This is a genomic window from Streptomyces sp. P9-2, from assembly GCF_051903975.1.
In the GTDB taxonomy this organism is placed as follows: domain Bacteria; phylum Actinomycetota; class Actinomycetes; order Streptomycetales; family Streptomycetaceae; genus Streptomyces; species Streptomyces cellulosae.
The window spans coordinates 3,272,258-3,287,316 of the sequence record NZ_CP192633.1; the positions used below are offsets into that span (position 1 = coordinate 3,272,258).

General features: G+C 71.6%; 12 protein-coding genes. 7 read left to right on the forward strand and 5 right to left on the reverse strand.

The genetic code is table 11. The features are described from left to right. The first annotated feature begins 36 nt into the window (after positions 1 to 36). The 5 genes from lspA to ACQY0Z_RS14990 all read left to right on the forward strand — a co-directional run bounded on the left by lspA (position 37) and on the right by ACQY0Z_RS14990 (position 4,629). Positions 37 to 678: a signal peptidase II gene (gene lspA / locus ACQY0Z_RS14970; RefSeq protein WP_189896834.1), complete on the forward strand. Its 642-nt coding sequence runs from the start codon at positions 37 to 39 to the stop codon at positions 676 to 678. Positions 679 to 753: 75 nt separating this feature from the next. Continuing rightward, positions 754 to 1,698, forward strand: coding sequence for an RluA family pseudouridine synthase (locus ACQY0Z_RS14975; protein ID WP_189896836.1), 945 nt, complete (start codon positions 754 to 756; stop codon positions 1,696 to 1,698). Continuing rightward, entirely contained in the window at positions 1,695 to 2,162 is a 468-nt protein-coding gene (locus ACQY0Z_RS14980) for a GNAT family N-acetyltransferase (protein WP_439812397.1), read from the forward strand. The genes ACQY0Z_RS14975 and ACQY0Z_RS14980 overlap by 4 nt, the downstream gene beginning before the upstream one ends. A 79-nt stretch (positions 2,163 to 2,241) precedes the next feature. Beyond that, complete coding sequence (locus ACQY0Z_RS14985; RefSeq protein ID WP_189896840.1) at positions 2,242 to 3,834, forward strand: Na+/H+ antiporter; 1,593 nt, start codon at positions 2,242 to 2,244, stop codon at positions 3,832 to 3,834. A 51-nt stretch (positions 3,835 to 3,885) separates the two neighbouring features. Beyond that, positions 3,886 to 4,629: an SDR family NAD(P)-dependent oxidoreductase gene (locus tag ACQY0Z_RS14990; RefSeq protein ID WP_189896841.1), complete on the forward strand. Its 744-nt coding sequence runs from the start codon at positions 3,886 to 3,888 to the stop codon at positions 4,627 to 4,629. A gap of 7 nt (positions 4,630 to 4,636) precedes the next feature. Here the strand turns inward: ACQY0Z_RS14990 and ACQY0Z_RS14995 are convergent, their stop codons facing one another. Beyond that, positions 4,637 to 5,761: a mechanosensitive ion channel family protein gene (locus ACQY0Z_RS14995; protein WP_266472713.1), complete on the reverse strand. Its 1,125-nt coding sequence runs from the start codon at positions 5,759 to 5,761 to the stop codon at positions 4,637 to 4,639. A 107-nt stretch (positions 5,762 to 5,868) separates the two neighbouring features. Between ACQY0Z_RS14995 and ACQY0Z_RS15000 the strand changes: the two genes are divergently transcribed. Next, a complete protein-coding gene (locus ACQY0Z_RS15000) occupies positions 5,869 to 6,468 on the forward strand; it encodes a dienelactone hydrolase family protein (RefSeq protein ID WP_439812398.1) in 600 nt (199 codons plus the stop codon). On the opposite strand, the gene ACQY0Z_RS15005 is transcribed toward ACQY0Z_RS15000, so the two are convergent. From ACQY0Z_RS15005 to ACQY0Z_RS15020, 4 genes are all read right to left on the reverse strand, one after another. Next, a complete protein-coding gene (locus tag ACQY0Z_RS15005) occupies positions 6,469 to 8,151 on the reverse strand; it encodes an alkaline phosphatase D family protein (protein WP_189896847.1) in 1,683 nt (560 codons plus the stop codon). Positions 8,152 to 8,262: 111 nt separating this feature from the next. Beyond that, on the reverse strand, positions 8,263 to 9,075 hold the full coding sequence (locus ACQY0Z_RS15010; protein WP_189896848.1) for a thioredoxin domain-containing protein: 813 nt from the start codon (positions 9,073 to 9,075) through the stop codon (positions 8,263 to 8,265). 96 nt (positions 9,076 to 9,171) lie between these two features. Beyond that, complete coding sequence (locus tag ACQY0Z_RS15015) at positions 9,172 to 9,879, reverse strand: hypothetical protein (RefSeq protein ID WP_254586630.1); 708 nt, start codon at positions 9,877 to 9,879, stop codon at positions 9,172 to 9,174. 68 nt (positions 9,880 to 9,947) lie between these two features. After that, the gene (locus ACQY0Z_RS15020; protein ID WP_189896851.1) at positions 9,948 to 11,294 is read right to left on the reverse strand and encodes a DUF2252 domain-containing protein; all 1,347 of its coding nucleotides are present in this window, start codon (positions 11,292 to 11,294) and stop codon (positions 9,948 to 9,950) included. Between the two features lie 204 nt (positions 11,295 to 11,498). Between ACQY0Z_RS15020 and dnaE the strand changes: the two genes are divergently transcribed. After that, on the forward strand, positions 11,499 to 15,038 hold the full coding sequence (dnaE, locus tag ACQY0Z_RS15025) for a DNA polymerase III subunit alpha (RefSeq protein WP_189896853.1): 3,540 nt from the start codon (positions 11,499 to 11,501) through the stop codon (positions 15,036 to 15,038). The last annotated feature ends 21 nt before the right edge of the window (positions 15,039 to 15,059 follow it).

The following is a 15,059-nucleotide window of genomic DNA, read 5'->3' on the forward strand; positions in this document are numbered from 1 at the left end:
TCGTCCTCAGTCAAGGACCTAGGCTGAGGGACTCACGTGGCAGAGGCGGAGCGCATCATCGGTACGCCGGACACCCCGGACACGGACCGGGACGGGCAGGACCGGGACCAGGAGGACCGGGACCTGCGGGACCGGGACGGTTCGGAGCCGGCCGGCGCCGACGGGACGACGGAGGAGGCGGAGCGGCCCCGCGGCAGGCGGCGGATCGCCGTGCTGTTCGCCGTCGCCGCCTTCGCCTACCTCCTCGACCTGGTCAGCAAGATGATCGTGGTCGCCAAGCTGGAGCACCACGAGCCGATCGAGGTCGTCGGCGACTGGCTGCGCTTCGAGGCGATCCGCAACGCGGGCGCCGCCTTCGGCTTCGGCGAGGCCTTCACGGTGATCTTCACGGTCATCGCGGCCGCCGTCATCGTGGTGATCTTCCGCCTGGCCCGCAAGCTCTACAGCCTGCCCTGGGCCATCGCGCTCGGCCTGCTCCTCGGCGGCGCCCTCGGCAACCTCACCGACCGGATCTTCCGCTCGCCGGGCGTCTTCGAGGGCGCGGTCGTCGACTTCATCGCGCCCAAGCACTTCGCCGTGTTCAACCTGGCCGACTCGGCCATCGTGTGCGGCGGCATCCTGATCGTGCTGCTGTCCTTCCGGGGTCTCGACCCGGACGGCACGGTCCACAAGGACTGACCGCGCGGCCCGCGAGGACTGAGGGTCCCGTCACTCCGGTGCGGGACCGACTCACCCGTCCGGCATACTCGACGGGTGAGCACGATTCCCGAGATCCGTACCCTGCCCGTGCCCGACGGCCTGGAGGGCGAGCGCGTCGACGCCGCCATCTCCCGCATGTTCGGCTTCTCCCGTACCAAGGCGGCCGAGCTCGCCGCCGCGGGGAAGGTCACGGTCGACGGGTCGGTGGTCGGAAAGTCCGAGCGGGTCAGCGGGGGCGCCTGGCTCGAGGTGGAGATGCCGCAGGCGCCCGCCCCGGTGCAGGTCGTCGCCGAGCCGGTCGAGGGCATGGAGATCGTGCACGACGACGACGACGTGGTCGTGATCGTGAAGCCCGTCGGCGTCGCCGCCCACCCCTCCCCGGGCTGGACCGGGCCGACCGTGATCGGCGGTCTGGCCGCCGCCGGCTACCGCATCTCGACCTCCGGCGCCGCCGAGCGCCAGGGCATCGTGCACCGCCTCGACGTCGGCACCTCCGGCCTGATGGTGGTCGCCAAGTCGGAGTACGCGTACACGTCGCTGAAGCGCCAGTTCAAGGAGCGCACGGTCGACAAGCGCTACCACACGCTCGTCCAGGGCCACCCGGACCCGACCAGCGGCACCATCGACGCCCCCATCGGCCGCCACCCGCAGCACGACTACAAGTGGGCGGTCACCGCCGAGGGCAAGCCGTCCGTCACGCACTACGACCTGATCGAGGCGTTCCGCGCGGCCTCCCTGCTCGACGTGAAGCTGGAGACCGGCCGCACGCACCAGATCCGCGTGCACATGGCCGCCCACCGCCACCCCTGCGTCGGCGACCTCACCTACGGCGCCGACCCCACGCTCGCCAAGCGGCTGAAGCTGACCCGGCAGTGGCTGCACGCCGTGCGCCTCGGCTTCGAGCATCCCGGCGACGGGCAGTGGGTGGAGTTCTCCTGCGACTACCCGGACGACCTCCAGCAGGCGCTCGACCAGGTCCGCGAGGAGACCTGGGCATGAGCCCGGCGGTCACGGTGCGGGTCGCGGAGGACCCCGCCGACCGCGAGGCGTGCTTCGCGGTCCGCAAGGAGGTCTTCGTCGCCGAGCAGGGCGTCCCCGAGGACATCGAGTACGACGCCCATGACGCGGACGCCGTGCACCTGCTCGCGGCCGACGCCGACGGCACCCCGCTCGGCACGGCCCGGCTGCTGCACGGCGCCGCCGCCGCGGCGAAGAACGGCGGCGACCCGTCGGTCGGCTCCCTCGGCCGGCTCGCCGTGCTGAAGCGTGCGCGCGGCCTCCGCGTCGGCGCGGCGCTCGTACGGGCCGTCGAGGACGCCGCCCGGATGCGCGGGCTCACCGGCGTCGACCTGCACGCGCAGACCCACGCCCTCGGCTTCTACGAGCGGCTCGGCTACCAGGCCTACGGTCCGGAGTTCCCCGACGCGGGCATGCCGCACCGGGCCATGCGGCGCGCACTGTAGCCGGGGCACCCGTGCCCGCGCCGGGAGCGGCGCGCATGGCAGGCTGGACAGCGCCCGACCCGTCCGACCACCGGGAGCGGTGACCGTGGATCAGCTGGCCCTGCTGTTCGCCCTGTTGCTCGGGGCGGTCGTGAGCGTCCCCGTGGGGGAGCGGCTGAGGCTGCCGGCGCCGGTGCTGATGACGGTGTTCGGGATCGTCCTGGCGCTGCTGGAGTTCGTGCCCAACGTCGAGGTGCCGCCCGAGCTGATCCTGCCGCTGCTGCTGCCGCCCCTGCTCTACGCGGCCGTGCGCCGCACCTCCTGGCGGCAGTTCGCGGCCAACGTCCGGCCGATCCTGCTGCTGGCGGTGGCGCTGGTCTTCGTCACCACCTTCTGCGTCGCCGCCGTCGCCCACGCGATCGTGCCGGGGCTGCCGCTGGCCGCCGCCGTCGCCCTCGGCGCGCTGGTCGCCCCGCCCGACCCGGTCGCGGCGACCGCGGTCGCCGGCAAGCTGGGGCTGCCCCGCCGGCTGGTGTCGATCCTGGAGGGCGAGGGCCTCTTCAACGACGTCACGGCGATCGTGCTGTACCACGTGGCCGTGGCCGCCGCCGTGAGCGGCACCTTCTCGCCCTGGTCGGCCGGGCTCGACCTGGTGCTGTCGGCGGTGGTGGCGGTCGCCGTCGGGCTGGTGCTCGGCTGGGCCACCAACAAGGCGATGGACCTGCTCGGCGACCCCACCCTCCAGGTCGCGCTGACCCTGCTGGTGCCGTTCGCCGCGTACGTCCTCGCCGAGGAACTGCACGGCTCCGGCGTCCTCGGGGTGCTGGTCACCGCGCTGTTCCTGGTGGAGTACGCCACCGACGCCGACGACGTGATGGCGCGGCTGGCCGGGCACACCTTCTGGGACATCGTGGACACCCTGGTCACCGGGGTGGCGTTCGGCCTGGTCGGCCTGGAGCTGCACAACGCGGTCGACACGGCGGCCGGGCACTGGGGCGAGCTGCTGAGCTGGTCGGCGGCGGTCGTCGGGGTGGTCGTGTTCGTGCGGCTGGCGTGGCTGCTGCCGGCGACCTGGCTGACCAAGCGGCTGCACAGCGAGCGGGACGTCGGCGAGGAGATCCCGCTGAGCTGGCGCGAGACCGTGGTGATGTGGTGGTCCGGGATGCGCGGGGTGGCGTCCGTCGCGCTGGCCCTCGCCATCCCGCTGGAGACCGAGTCCGGGGCCGACTTCCCCGCCCGCGGCGAGATCGTCTTCATGGCGTTCGGCGTGGTCCTGGGCACGCTCCTCGTGCAGGGGCTCACCCTGCCGTGGCTGGTGGGGAAGCTCGGGGTGCGCGGCGACACCGGACGGGAGAAGGAGCTGGAGCGCCGGCTCGCCGTCCGGGCCGCGAAGGCCGCCAAGCGCAGGCTGCGGGAGATCGAGGACGTGGAGGAGCTGCCGGAGGACCTGTCCGAGCAGCTGATGCGCCGGGCCTTCGACATGGGCGTGCGGATCAGCCCGGACATCGCGGACGACGAACGGCGCGAGGCGGTCCGGCAGCGCAGCAAGCGGCTGAAGCGGATCCGGCGCATCGAGCAGGAGATGCTGAGCGCCGCCCGGCACGAGGTGCTCACCGCGCGCAGCGAGCCGGGCGCCGACCCCGAGGTGGTGGACCGGGTGCTGCGTCATCTGGACGTGCGCAGTCTGCGCTGAGCGCCGCCGCGTTGCCGCCGTCCGCCGTCGCCCGCTCCGTAGGGTCGGGGCATGACACGCAATGTTGTGATCAGCGGCGGCGGCACCGGGATCGGGCTGGCCACCGCGCAGACGTTCGCCGCCGACGGCGACCGCGTCCTGCTCATCGGGCGGCGCGGCGACGTCCTGGAGCGGGCCGAGGTGCCCGGCGCGCTGACCTACGCCGCCGACCTGGCCGACCCCGAGGCCGTGCGGGGCGTGTCCGGGTTCGTGGGGCGCGAGTTCGGCGCAGTGGACGTGCTCGTCCACTGCGCGGGCGGCAACGGGCTGCTGGAGCCGCCGGTGGGCGGCGACGACCCGCTCGACGCCGTCGCCCGCGACTGGACGGTCAACTTCCGGCTCAACGTGCTGACCGCCGTGCTGCTCACCGAGGCGCTGCGGGACCGGCTCGCCGTGCCCGGCGGCCGGGTGCTGTTCCTCAGCTCCATCGCCGCCAGGCGCGGCTCCGGCCGGGTGTCGTACGCGGCGGCCAAGGCGGGACTGCACCCGTACGCCCACGCCCTGGCCCGCGAGCTGGGGCCGCACGGGATCACCGTGAACGTGGTCGCGCCCGGTTACATCGAGGACACCGCGTTCTTCGGCGGCGACGGCCTGGACGAGGAGCGGCGGGCCCGGCTGATCGCCGAGACCTCGGACAAGCGCGCGGGCCGCCCCGGTGACGTCGCGGCGACCCTGCACTGGCTCGCCTCGCACGGCGCCGGCCACATCACCTCGCAGATCATCCAGGTGAACGGCGGCGCCGAGCGCGGCTGCTGAGGCCTTCTCAGCGCGGGTGCCGGGCCGGGTGGGTGTGGGCCCGGCGCGCCGCCGGCAGGGCGTCCGCGGGCGCGCCCTCCCGGCCGTCCCGCGGCGGCGGCACCGCGTCGGCGGTGTTGACCCGGGGCAGCGCGTAGGGGTGCTCGTCGGCCAGGAAGCGCATCATCCGCTCGCGGACCGTGACCCGGACCGTCCAGATGTCGTCCGCGTCCTTGGCCGTCACCAGCGCCCGCACCTCCAGCGTGCTCGGCGTGCTGTCCGTGACGGTCAGGTTGCAGGCGCGGCCGTCCCACTCCGGGCACTCCCGCAGGATGTCGCGCAGCTTCTCGCGCATGGCGTCCAGCGGGGCGCTGTGGTCCACGTGCCAGAAGACGGTGCCGGTCATCTGCGGGGTGCCGCGCGACCAGTTCTCGAACGGCTTGGAGGTGAAGTACGACACCGGCATGGTGATCCGCCGCTCGTCCCAGGTGCGCACGGTCAGGAAGGTGAGGGTGATCTCCTCGACCGTGCCCCACTCGCCGTCGACCACCACGGTGTCGCCGATGCGCACCATGTCGCCGAACGCGATCTGCAGCCCCGCGAACATGTTGCTCAGCGTCGACTGGGCGGCGACACCGGCGACGATGCCGAGGATGCCCGCCGAGGCCAGCAGTGAGGCGCCGGCCGCCCGCATCGCGGGGAACGTCAGCAGCATCGCGGCCACCGCGACCACCCCCACCACCGCCGACACCACGCGGCGGATCAGCGTCACCTGGGTGCGCACCCGGCGCACGCGGGCCGGGTCGCGCTCCCGGTGGTTGGAGGCGTACCGGGTGTAGGAGGTCTCCACGACGGCGGCGGCGATCCGGATGGTCAGCCAGGCGGCCGAACCGATCAGCACCAGGGTGAGCACCCGGCCGACCGCGACGTCGTGCGAGGTCAGCAGCCGGGTCTCGTCGTACGAGGCTCTGAGCAGGACCGCGCAGAGCAACAGCTGGTACGGGATCCGGGCCCGGCGCAGCAGGCCCCACAGCGGTGTCTCGTGGTGGCGTTCGTCGGCCTTCCGCAGCAGACGGTCGGTGGCCCAGCCCAGCAGCAGCGTCAGCACCACCGAGCCGCCGACCACGATCAGCGGGCGCAGCACGTCATCCATGCTCCCGAACCTAACCGGCCCGCTCCGGCATGAACATGTGACTTCCGTCCGGTTCCGGGTAGTGCCGCCCGCGAGGTCCGTCACACCCGGCTGGCACCATGGGTTTCATGAACATCATGCTCTTTCACTCGACCTACGGACTGCGCCCCGCGGTGCACCGGGCCGCGGACCGGCTGCGCGCGGCCGGACACGAGGTGTGGACGCCGGACCTCTTCGAGGGCCGCACGTTCGACACCGTCGAGGAGGGCATGGAGTACAAGGACGAGGCGGGCAAGGACGAGCTGCTGAAGCGGGCCGTCCTGGCGGCGGCGCCCTACTCGGAGCGCGGCCTGGTGTACGCGGGCTTCTCCTTCGGCGCCTCGGTGGCGCAGACGCTGGCCCTCGGCGACGAGAAGGCCAAGGGGCTGCTGCTGCTGCACGGCACCTCCGACATCGCGGAGAACGCCGCGGCCGACGGGCTGCCGGTGCAGCTGCACGTCGCCGAGCCGGACCCGTTCGAGACCGACGACTGGCTCACCGCCTGGTACCTGGGCATGGGCCGGGCCGGGGCCGACGTGGAGGTCTACCGGTACGCGGGCGCCGGACACCTCTACACCGACCCCGACCTGCCCGACCACGACGAGGAGGCCGCCGAGGCCACCTGGCGGACGGCGCTCGGCTTCCTCGACTCGCTGGAGGAGGACGCGGGCCGAGTACCCGCCGAGTGATCAGACGGGCGCGTCGGCCCGCTCGACCTTCTGCGTGCCGCTGCGCGTGCGGTAGGAGCGGGCCCAGGTCGCGCCGGCGTCCGGCTCGGTGCGGTCGGACAGCACGTAGTAGTCCATCTGCGCCCGCTCGGCCGTGAGGTCCAGCACCCCGAAGCCGTGCCGGTCGGTGTCCACCCAGTGCACGTGCCGGTTGGCGGCCCGGATCAGCGGGGCGGCGACCGCGGACACCGAGCCCTCGGAGACCTTGAGGATGTCGTCGAGGTTGTCGGAGGTGACCGACGTGACCACGAACTCCGTGGCGGCGGACGCCGACAGCGGGTAGGTGCCGGCGTTCACCGGCACGTCGTTCGCCCACGCCATGTGGATGTCGCCGGTGAGGAACACCGTGTTGCGGATGGCGTTGGCGCGCAGGTGGGCGAGCAGCTCGCGGCGGTCCGCGGTGTAGCCGTCCCACTGGTCGGTGTTGAGGGCGAGCCCCTCCTGCGGCAGGCCGAGCAGCTTCGCGAGCGGCTTCAGCAGGCTCGCGGGCAGGGAGCCCAGCGCGAACGGCGAGATCATCACCGAGGTGCCGACCAGCCGCCAGGTGGTGTCGGACGCCGACAGGCCCGCCTTCAGCCAGTCGAGCTGGGCGCGGCCGGTGAGGGTGCGGCCGGGGTCGTCCACGTCGCCGTCGCCGAGCGAGACCTGCTGCGAGCGGAAGGTCCGCAGGTCCAGCAGTGACAGGTCGGCCAGCTTGCCGAAGCGCAGCCGCCGGTAGGTGGTGCCCTCGACGGCCGGGCGGACCGGCATCCACTCGAAGTACGCCTGCTTGGCGGCGGCCTGCCGGGCGGCCCAGGCGCCCTCCGTGCCCTCGGTGTGGTTCTCCGCGCCCCCGGACCAGGTGTCGTTGGCGAACTCGTGGTCGTCCCACATGGCGACGACCGGGGCGGTGGCGTGCAGCGCCTGGAGGTCCGGGTCGGTCTTGTAGCGGGCGTGCCGGACGCGGTAGTCGGCGAGGGTGACGATCTCGTGGGCGGGGGAGTGCGGGCGGACGACCGTGCCGCGGGTGCCGTAGTCGCCGGAGCCGTACTCGTAGATGTAGTCGCCCAGGTGCAGCCAGGCGTCCAGGTCGCCGCGGGCCGCGAGATGGCGGTACGCGGCGAAGTGCCCGGCCTCCCAGTTGGCGCAGGAGACCACCCCGAGGCGCAGCCCCGCCACGGAGGCGTCGGGGGCGGGCGCGGTGCGGGTGCGGGCCGCGGGGGAGTCGGCACCGCCGGCGGAGAAGCGGAACCAGTAGTCGGTGGCGGGCCTGAGGCCGCGGACGTCCGCCTTCACGGTGTGGTCGGAGGCGGCGGTGGCGACGACCGTGCCCTGGGCGACGACGTCGCTGAACGCCCGGTCGCGGGCGACGGTCCAGCGCACCTCGGTGTCGGGGCCCGCGCCGGAGCCGGGGAGGGCGTCCGGGGTGGGTGTCACGCGGGTCCACAGCAGCACGCCGTCCGGCAGCGGGTCGCCGGAGGCGACGCCGTGCAGGAAGGCGGGGGCCGACTGGGCGGCGCGGGCGGGCAGTGCCGCGGCGAGCGGTCCGGCCAGCGCCGCGGTGGCGGCGGCCGCCTTGACGACGGTGCGGCGGCGCGGGGTGAGGGAGGCGGTGTCCGCGGTGGCGGAGACGGCGCTCTCGGTTCTTCCGTGTCGACTGGTCACAGCCGATCAGGTTACTGACGCGTACATGCCGCGTGTAGACGCCGGAGCGGGCGAACCCGGGAAAGTTCGCCCGCTCTTCAACCACCCGTCGGCGGGGCGTCGTCGGGTGCGTCAGCCCTTGAGCGCCTTGTCGACCGCCGTGGTGAACTCGGCCGCCGTCATGGGCGCGTTCTGCCCGTCGGAGCCGGTCAGCTTCTCGCCGTCCATCTTCACGGTCGGCGTGCCCTGGACGTCGCTGCTGTCGAACTTGTCCGACATCTCCAGCGCCCAGCGGTCGTAGGTGCCGTCCTTCACGGCCGCCTGGAACTCCTTGTTGTTCTTCAGGGCGTCCACCGTGTCGGCGATCTTGATCAGGTAGGCGTCGTCCTTGAACGTGTCGTCCGTCTCCTCGGGGTGGAACTCCGAGGAGTAGAGGGCCGACTTGTACTCCAGGAACGCCTCGGGGCTCACGTTCAGCGCGGCGCCCAGGGCGCTCAGCGCGTTCTTCGAGCCCTCGCCGGTGAGATTGCGGTCCAGGAACGAGGCGCCTATGAACTGCAGCTTGTACTTGCCGTCCGCGACGTCCTTCTCGATCGTCCCGCCGACCGCCTGCTCGAAGGAGGCGCAGATCGGGCAGCGCGGGTCCTCGTAGACCTCGAGGGTCTTCTTCGCGTCGGCCTTGCCGATGACGACGGTCGTGCCGTCCTTGCCGCTGGTGTTCGCCGGCTTGACCAGCTTCGCGCTCTTCGCGGCCTCCCAGTGGTCCGGCTTGTTCGCCTGGACCACCGCGTAGCCGATGCCGCCGGCCGCGGCCAGCACGCCGACCACGGACGCGGCGACGATCAGCTGCCGCCTGACCTTCGCCTTCTTCGCCTGACGCTCGCGCTCCTGACGCAGACGCTCGCGCGCCGCCGTCTTGGCCGTCTGGCTGTTCCGCTTGCTCATGGTGATGTCTCCACAGGGGACGCACACGGGTCGTGTGCGGAGGTGCGTACGGGGGGACTGCAGATGCTCGGACGGCCGCCCGGGGCGTGATCCGCCTCAGGCGGCGAGGGAGCACGGCGGCCCGCGCCGTCCCAGGGAGTGCGCGAGGAGCAGGGTGCGCGCCACGGTCGCGCGGTGCGGCGTGCGGACCGGCCGGCCCGCCTTCGGCGCCCGGCGCACGGTCACCACGGAGACGGCCAGCAGCAGCGGACGGACCGCCGTCGACGCCGTCGCCGCGACCGCGCCCAGCAGCTGGGCCAGCGCCCGCTCCCCGCGGCGCAGCCAGGCGGCGGCGAACAGGCCCACCCCGATGTGCGCGCCCAGCAGCAGCCAGGCGGTCGCCGGACCCGCCTCGGCCAGCACCGCCGCCACCCGGTCGCCGCCCTCGGCGGCGTGCCCGGTGACCCGGGCCAGCGGCGCGCCCACCCCGGTGCCGTCGCCGCACAGCACGTCGAACCCGACGGAGCGCAGCGGACCGGCGACCGGGCCGCCCATGCGGCCGTAGCAGACGTGCTGGCCGGTGGTGAAGACCGTGTCGGCGGCCAGCTCCAGCGGGATCAGCAGGGCGGCGATCCGCCCGAAGGAACGCTCCCGCCCCGCGAGCGCGTACGCCAGGCCGAACACGGCGGCGCCGATCGCGGCCACCGTGTTCAGCGGCAGCGGGGCCCCGGACAGCAGCACGTGCGACGCGGTGCTGAGCGTCACGACGACAGCCGTGAACAGCGCCGCGCGAACGGCTCTGAGCTGGGGTCCGGATATGTCCATGGCGGCTACGAGTGTGGCACGTGCTCCGTTAAGGGATCCCTAAAGGGACCCTGTGAATGTGCGGAAGGTTACAGCCCCGGAATCCGGCCGTTGCGGAACAGGTCGAGGAAGATCTGGTGGTCCCGGCGGGCCCGCGCCCCGTAGTCGTGGGCGAAGTCCACGAGCAGCGGCGTCAGCGCGTCCTCGTCGGCCGCGATGGCCGCGTCGATGGCCCGCTCCGTGGAGAACGGCACCAGCGACTCGCCGGAGGTGTCGTCCGCCGCCGCGTGCATCGCCGCCGTCGCCCGGCCCAGGTCGGCGACCACCAGCGCCATCTCCTCCGGGTCGTCCAGGTCGCTCCAGTCCAGGTCCACCGCGTACGGCGAGACCTCCGCGACCAGCTGTCCGGCGCCGTCCAGCTCGGTCCAGCCCAGCCACGGGTCGGCGTGCGCCTGGAGGGCGCGCTGGGAGATCACCGTGCGGTGCCCCTCGTGCAGGAAGTACTCCCGCACCGCCGGGTCCGCGATGTGCCGGGAGACGGCGGGGGTCTGCGCCTGCTTGACGTAGATCACGACGTCGTTCTCCAGGGCGTCGCTGTGCCCCTCGAGCAGGATGTTGTACGACGGCAGCCCGGCCGAGCCGATGCCGATCCCGCGGCGGCCCACCACGTCCTTCACGCGGTAGGAGTCCGGGCGGGCCAGCGAGGAGTCCGGCAGCGTCTCCAGATAGCCGTCGAACGCGGCGAGCACCTTGTAACGCGTGGCCGCGTCCAGCTCGACCGCGCCGCCGCCGGCCGTGAAGCGGCGCTCGAAGTCGCGGATCTCCGTCATCGAGTCCAGCAGCGAGAACCGGGTCAGCGACCGGGCGTCCCGCAGCACGTCCAGCAGCGGACCCTGCGCGGTGTCCAGCGTGAACGGCGGCACCTCGTCGTCCTTCGCGCCCGTCGCCAGGGCGTGGATCCGCTCCCGGTAGGCGGCCCCGTACACCGACACCAGGTCGGTGATCTGCTCGTCGCTGAGCGCCTTCGCGTAGCCGATCAGCGCCATCGACGCCGCGAACCGCTTCAGGTCCCACAGGAAGGGGCCGACGTACGCCTCGTCGAAGTCGTTGACGTTGAACACGAGGCGGCCGTTGGAGTCCATGTACGTGCCGAAGTTCTCCGCGTGCAGATCGCCGTGGATCCACACGCGCGACGTGCGCTCGTCCAGGTACGGCCCGCTGTACGCGGCGCCGCCGTGCCCGCCGTGCTCGGCGGACAGGTCGTGGTAGAAGAGGCTCGCCGTTCCGCGGTAGAACGCGAACGCCGACGCCGCCATCTTCCGGAACTTCACCCGGAACGCGGCCGGGTCGGCGGCCAGGAGCTCGCCGAAGGCGGTGTCGAGGACGGCGAGGATCTCCTCGCCGCGGTGCTCGTCGCTGAGCTGCGGGTCCGGCATCGCTGGGTGCCTCCTGGTGCGGGATCTCGGGGACGGCCGTGCCGTCGCCCTGCCTAACGTGCCACGGTGCGCGGGAGTGCCCGGCCCCCCGCCCGACGGTACGCGGGGAAGGGCCCCGGGTGTCAGTGCCGGGGCATAGACTTCGACGCTGTCCCCCGGGACCCGTCCACCCGCTGCCGATGAGATCTCCCTGGAGGCCGCACCGTGTCGAAGCCGCCGTTCACGCACCTGCACGTCCACACCCAGTACTCGCTGCTGGACGGTGCCGCGCGGCTGAAGGACATGTTCAACGCCTGCAACGAGATGGGCATGACGCACATCGCCATGTCCGACCACGGCAACCTGCACGGGGCGTACGACTTCTTCCACACCGCGCAGAAGGCCGGCGTCACCCCGATCATCGGCATCGAGGCGTACGTCGCCCCCGAGTCCCGGCGCAACAAGCGCAAGATCCAGTGGGGCCAGCCGCACCAGAAGCGGGACGACGTCTCCGGCTCCGGCGGTTACACCCACAAGACGATGTGGGCGGTGAACAGCACCGGACTGCACAACCTCTTCCGGCTCTCCTCCGACGCCTACGCCGAGGGCTGGCTGCAGAAGTGGCCCCGCATGGACAAGGAGACCATCGCCAAGTGGTCGGAGGGCATCGTCGCCTCCACCGGCTGCCCCTCCGGCGAGGTCCAGACCCGGCTCCGCCTCGGCCATTTCGACGAGGCACTCAAGGCCGCCGCCGACTACCAGGACATCTTCGGCAAGGACCGGTACTTCCTGGAGCTGATGGACCACGGCATCGACATCGAGCACCGGGTCCGCGACGGCCTGCTGGAGATCGGCAGGAAGCTCGGCATCCCGCCCCTGGTCACCAACGACTCGCACTACACGTACGCGCACGAGGCCGCGGCGCACGACGCGCTGCTGTGCATCCAGACCGGCAAGAACCTCTCCGACCCGGACCGCTTCAAGTTCGACGGCACCGGCTACTACCTGAAGTCCACGGACGAGATGTACGCCATCGACTCCTCGGACGCCTGGCAGCAGGGCTGCGCCAACACCCGGCTGATCGCCGAGATGGTCGACACCACGGGCATGTTCGTCAAGCGCGACCTGATGCCCAAGTTCGACATCCCCGAGGGGTACACCGAGGTCAGCTGGTTCCGTGAGGAAGTCATGCGCGGCATGAACCGCCGCTTCCCCGACGGCATCCCGGACGACCGCATGAAGCAGGTCGAGTACGAGATGGACACCATCATCTCGATGGGCTTCCCGGGCTACTTCCTCGTGGTCGCCGACTTCATCATGTGGGCCAAGAAGCAGGGCATCGCGGTCGGCCCCGGACGAGGCTCCGCGGCCGGTTCGATCGTCGCCTACGCCCTCGGCATCACCGACCTCGACCCGATCCCGCACGGCCTGATCTTCGAGCGGTTCCTCAACCCCGAGCGCATCTCCATGCCCGACGTCGACATCGACTTCGACGAGCGCAGGCGCGTCGAGGTCATCCGGTACGTCACGGAGAAGTACGGCGCCGACAAGGTCGCCATGATCGGCACCTACGGCACCATCAAGGCGAAGAACGCCATCAAGGACTCCGCGCGCGTCCTCGGCTACCCGTACGCGATGGGCGACCGCATCACCAAGGCCATGCCCGCCGACGTCCTCGGCAAGGGCATCCCGCTGTCCGGCATCACCGACCCCTCGCACCCCCGCTACTCGGAGGCCGGCGAGGTCCGCGGGATGTACGAGAACGAGCCCGACGTGAAGAAGGTCATCGACACCGCCAAGGGCGTCGAGGGCCTGGTGCGGCAGATGGGCGTGCACGCGGCCGGCGTGATCATGTCCAGCGAGACCATCACCGACCACGTCCCGGTCTGGGTCCGGCACACCGACGGCGTGACCATCACGCAGTGGGACTACCCGAGCTGCGAGTCGCTCGGCCTGCTGAAGATGGACTTCCTGGGCCTGCGCAACCTGACCATCATGGACGACGCCGTCAAGATGGTGAAGGCCAACAAGGGCATCGACATCGACCTGCTGTCGCTGCCCCTGGACGACCCCACGACCTTCGAACTGCTCCAGCGCGGCGACACCCTCGGCGTGTTCCAGTTCGACGGCGGCCCCATGCGCTCCCTGCTCCGGCTGATGAAGCCGGACAACTTCGAGGACATCTCCGCCGTCTCGGCCCTGTACCGGCCGGGCCCGATGGGCATGAACTCGCACACGAACTACGCCCTGCGCAAGAACGGCCAGCAGGAGATCACCCCGATCCACCCCGAGCTGGAGGAGCCGCTCAGGGAGGTCCTGGACGTCACCTACGGCCTGATCGTCTATCAGGAGCAGGTGCAGAAGGCCGCCCAGATCATCGCCGGCTACTCGCTCGGCGAGGCCGACATCCTCCGCCGCGTGATGGGCAAGAAGAAGCCGGAGGAGCTGGAGAAGAACTTCGTCATCTTCCAGGCCGGCGCCCGCAAGAACGGCTACAGCGACGAGGCCATCCAGGCGCTCTGGGACGTGCTGGTGCCGTTCGCCGGCTACGCCTTCAACAAGGCGCACTCCGCCGCGTACGGACTGGTCTCCTACTGGACCGCCTACCTCAAGGCGAACCACCCCGCCGAGTACATGGCGGCGCTGCTCACCTCGGTGAAGGACGACAAGGACAAGTCCGCGGTCTACCTCAACGAGTGCCGCCGCATGGGCATCCGGGTGCTCCCGCCGAACGTGAACGAGTCCGAGTCCAACTTCGCCGCCCAGGGCGACGATGTGATCCTCTTCGGCCTCTCCGCCGTGCGCAACGTCGGCACCAACGTGGTGGAGTCGATCATCAAGTGCCGCAAGGCCAAGGGGAAGTACACGTCCTTCCCGGACTACCTCGACAAGGTCGACGCGGTCGTCTGCAACAAGCGCACCACCGAGTCCCTGATCAAGGCCGGCGCCTTCGACACCCTGGGCCACACCCGTAAGGGCCTCACCGCGCAGTACGAGCCGATGATCGACAACGTGGTCGCGGTCAAGCGCAAGGAGGCCGAGGGACAGTTCGACCTCTTCGGCGGCATGGGCGAGGAGCAGAGCGACGAACCGGGCTTCGGCCTGGACGTGCAGTTCACCGACGAGGAGTGGGACAAGACGTACCTGCTCGCGCAGGAGCGCGAGATGCTCGGCCTCTACGTCTCCGACCACCCGCTGTTCGGTCTGGAGCACGTGCTGTCCGACAAGGCCGACGCGGGCATCTCCCAGCTCACCGGCGGCGACTTCGGCGACGGCGCGGTGGTCACCATCGGCGGCATCATCTCCGGCCTCCAGCGCAAGATGACCAAGCAGGGCAACGCCTGGGCGATCGCCACCGTGGAAGACCTCGCGGGCTCCATCGAGTGCATGTTCTTCCCCGCGACCTACCAGCTCGTCTCGACGCAACTGGTCGAGGACGCCGTGGTGTTCGTCAAGGGCCGGCTCGACAAGCGGGAGGACGTGCCCCGGCTGGTCGCCATGGAGCTGATGGTCCCCGACCTGTCCAACGCGGGCACCAACGCGCCCGTGGTGCTGACCATCCCGGCCACCCGTGTGACCCCGCCGATGGTCAGCCGGCTCGGCGAGATCCTCACCCACCACAAGGGCGACAGCGAGGTCCGCATCAAGCTCCAGGGTCCGACGAAGACGACGGTGCTGCGGCTCGACCGGCACCGGGTCAAGCCCGACCCGGCCCTGTTCGGCGACCTGAAGGTGCTGCTCGGCCCGTCCTGCCTGGCCGGTTAGGCATCGGCCCCCGACGCGCCG

Coding starts and splice junctions, on each gene's coding strand:
- ACQY0Z_RS15000 (WP_439812398.1), top strand. CDS start 5,869: ATGAACATCATGCTCTTTCACTCGACCTACGGACTGCGCCCCGCGGTG.
- ACQY0Z_RS14980 (WP_439812397.1), top strand. CDS start 1,695: ATGAGCCCGGCGGTCACGGTGCGGGTCGCGGAGGACCCCGCCGACCGC.
- ACQY0Z_RS15015 (WP_254586630.1), bottom strand. CDS start 9,879: ATGGACATATCCGGACCCCAGCTCAGAGCCGTTCGCGCGGCGCTGTTC.
- ACQY0Z_RS15010 (WP_189896848.1), bottom strand. CDS start 9,075: ATGAGCAAGCGGAACAGCCAGACGGCCAAGACGGCGGCGCGCGAGCGT.
- ACQY0Z_RS15020 (WP_189896851.1), bottom strand. CDS start 11,294: ATGCCGGACCCGCAGCTCAGCGACGAGCACCGCGGCGAGGAGATCCTC.
- ACQY0Z_RS14990 (WP_189896841.1), top strand. CDS start 3,886: ATGACACGCAATGTTGTGATCAGCGGCGGCGGCACCGGGATCGGGCTG.
- ACQY0Z_RS14995 (WP_266472713.1), bottom strand. CDS start 5,761: ATGGATGACGTGCTGCGCCCGCTGATCGTGGTCGGCGGCTCGGTGGTG.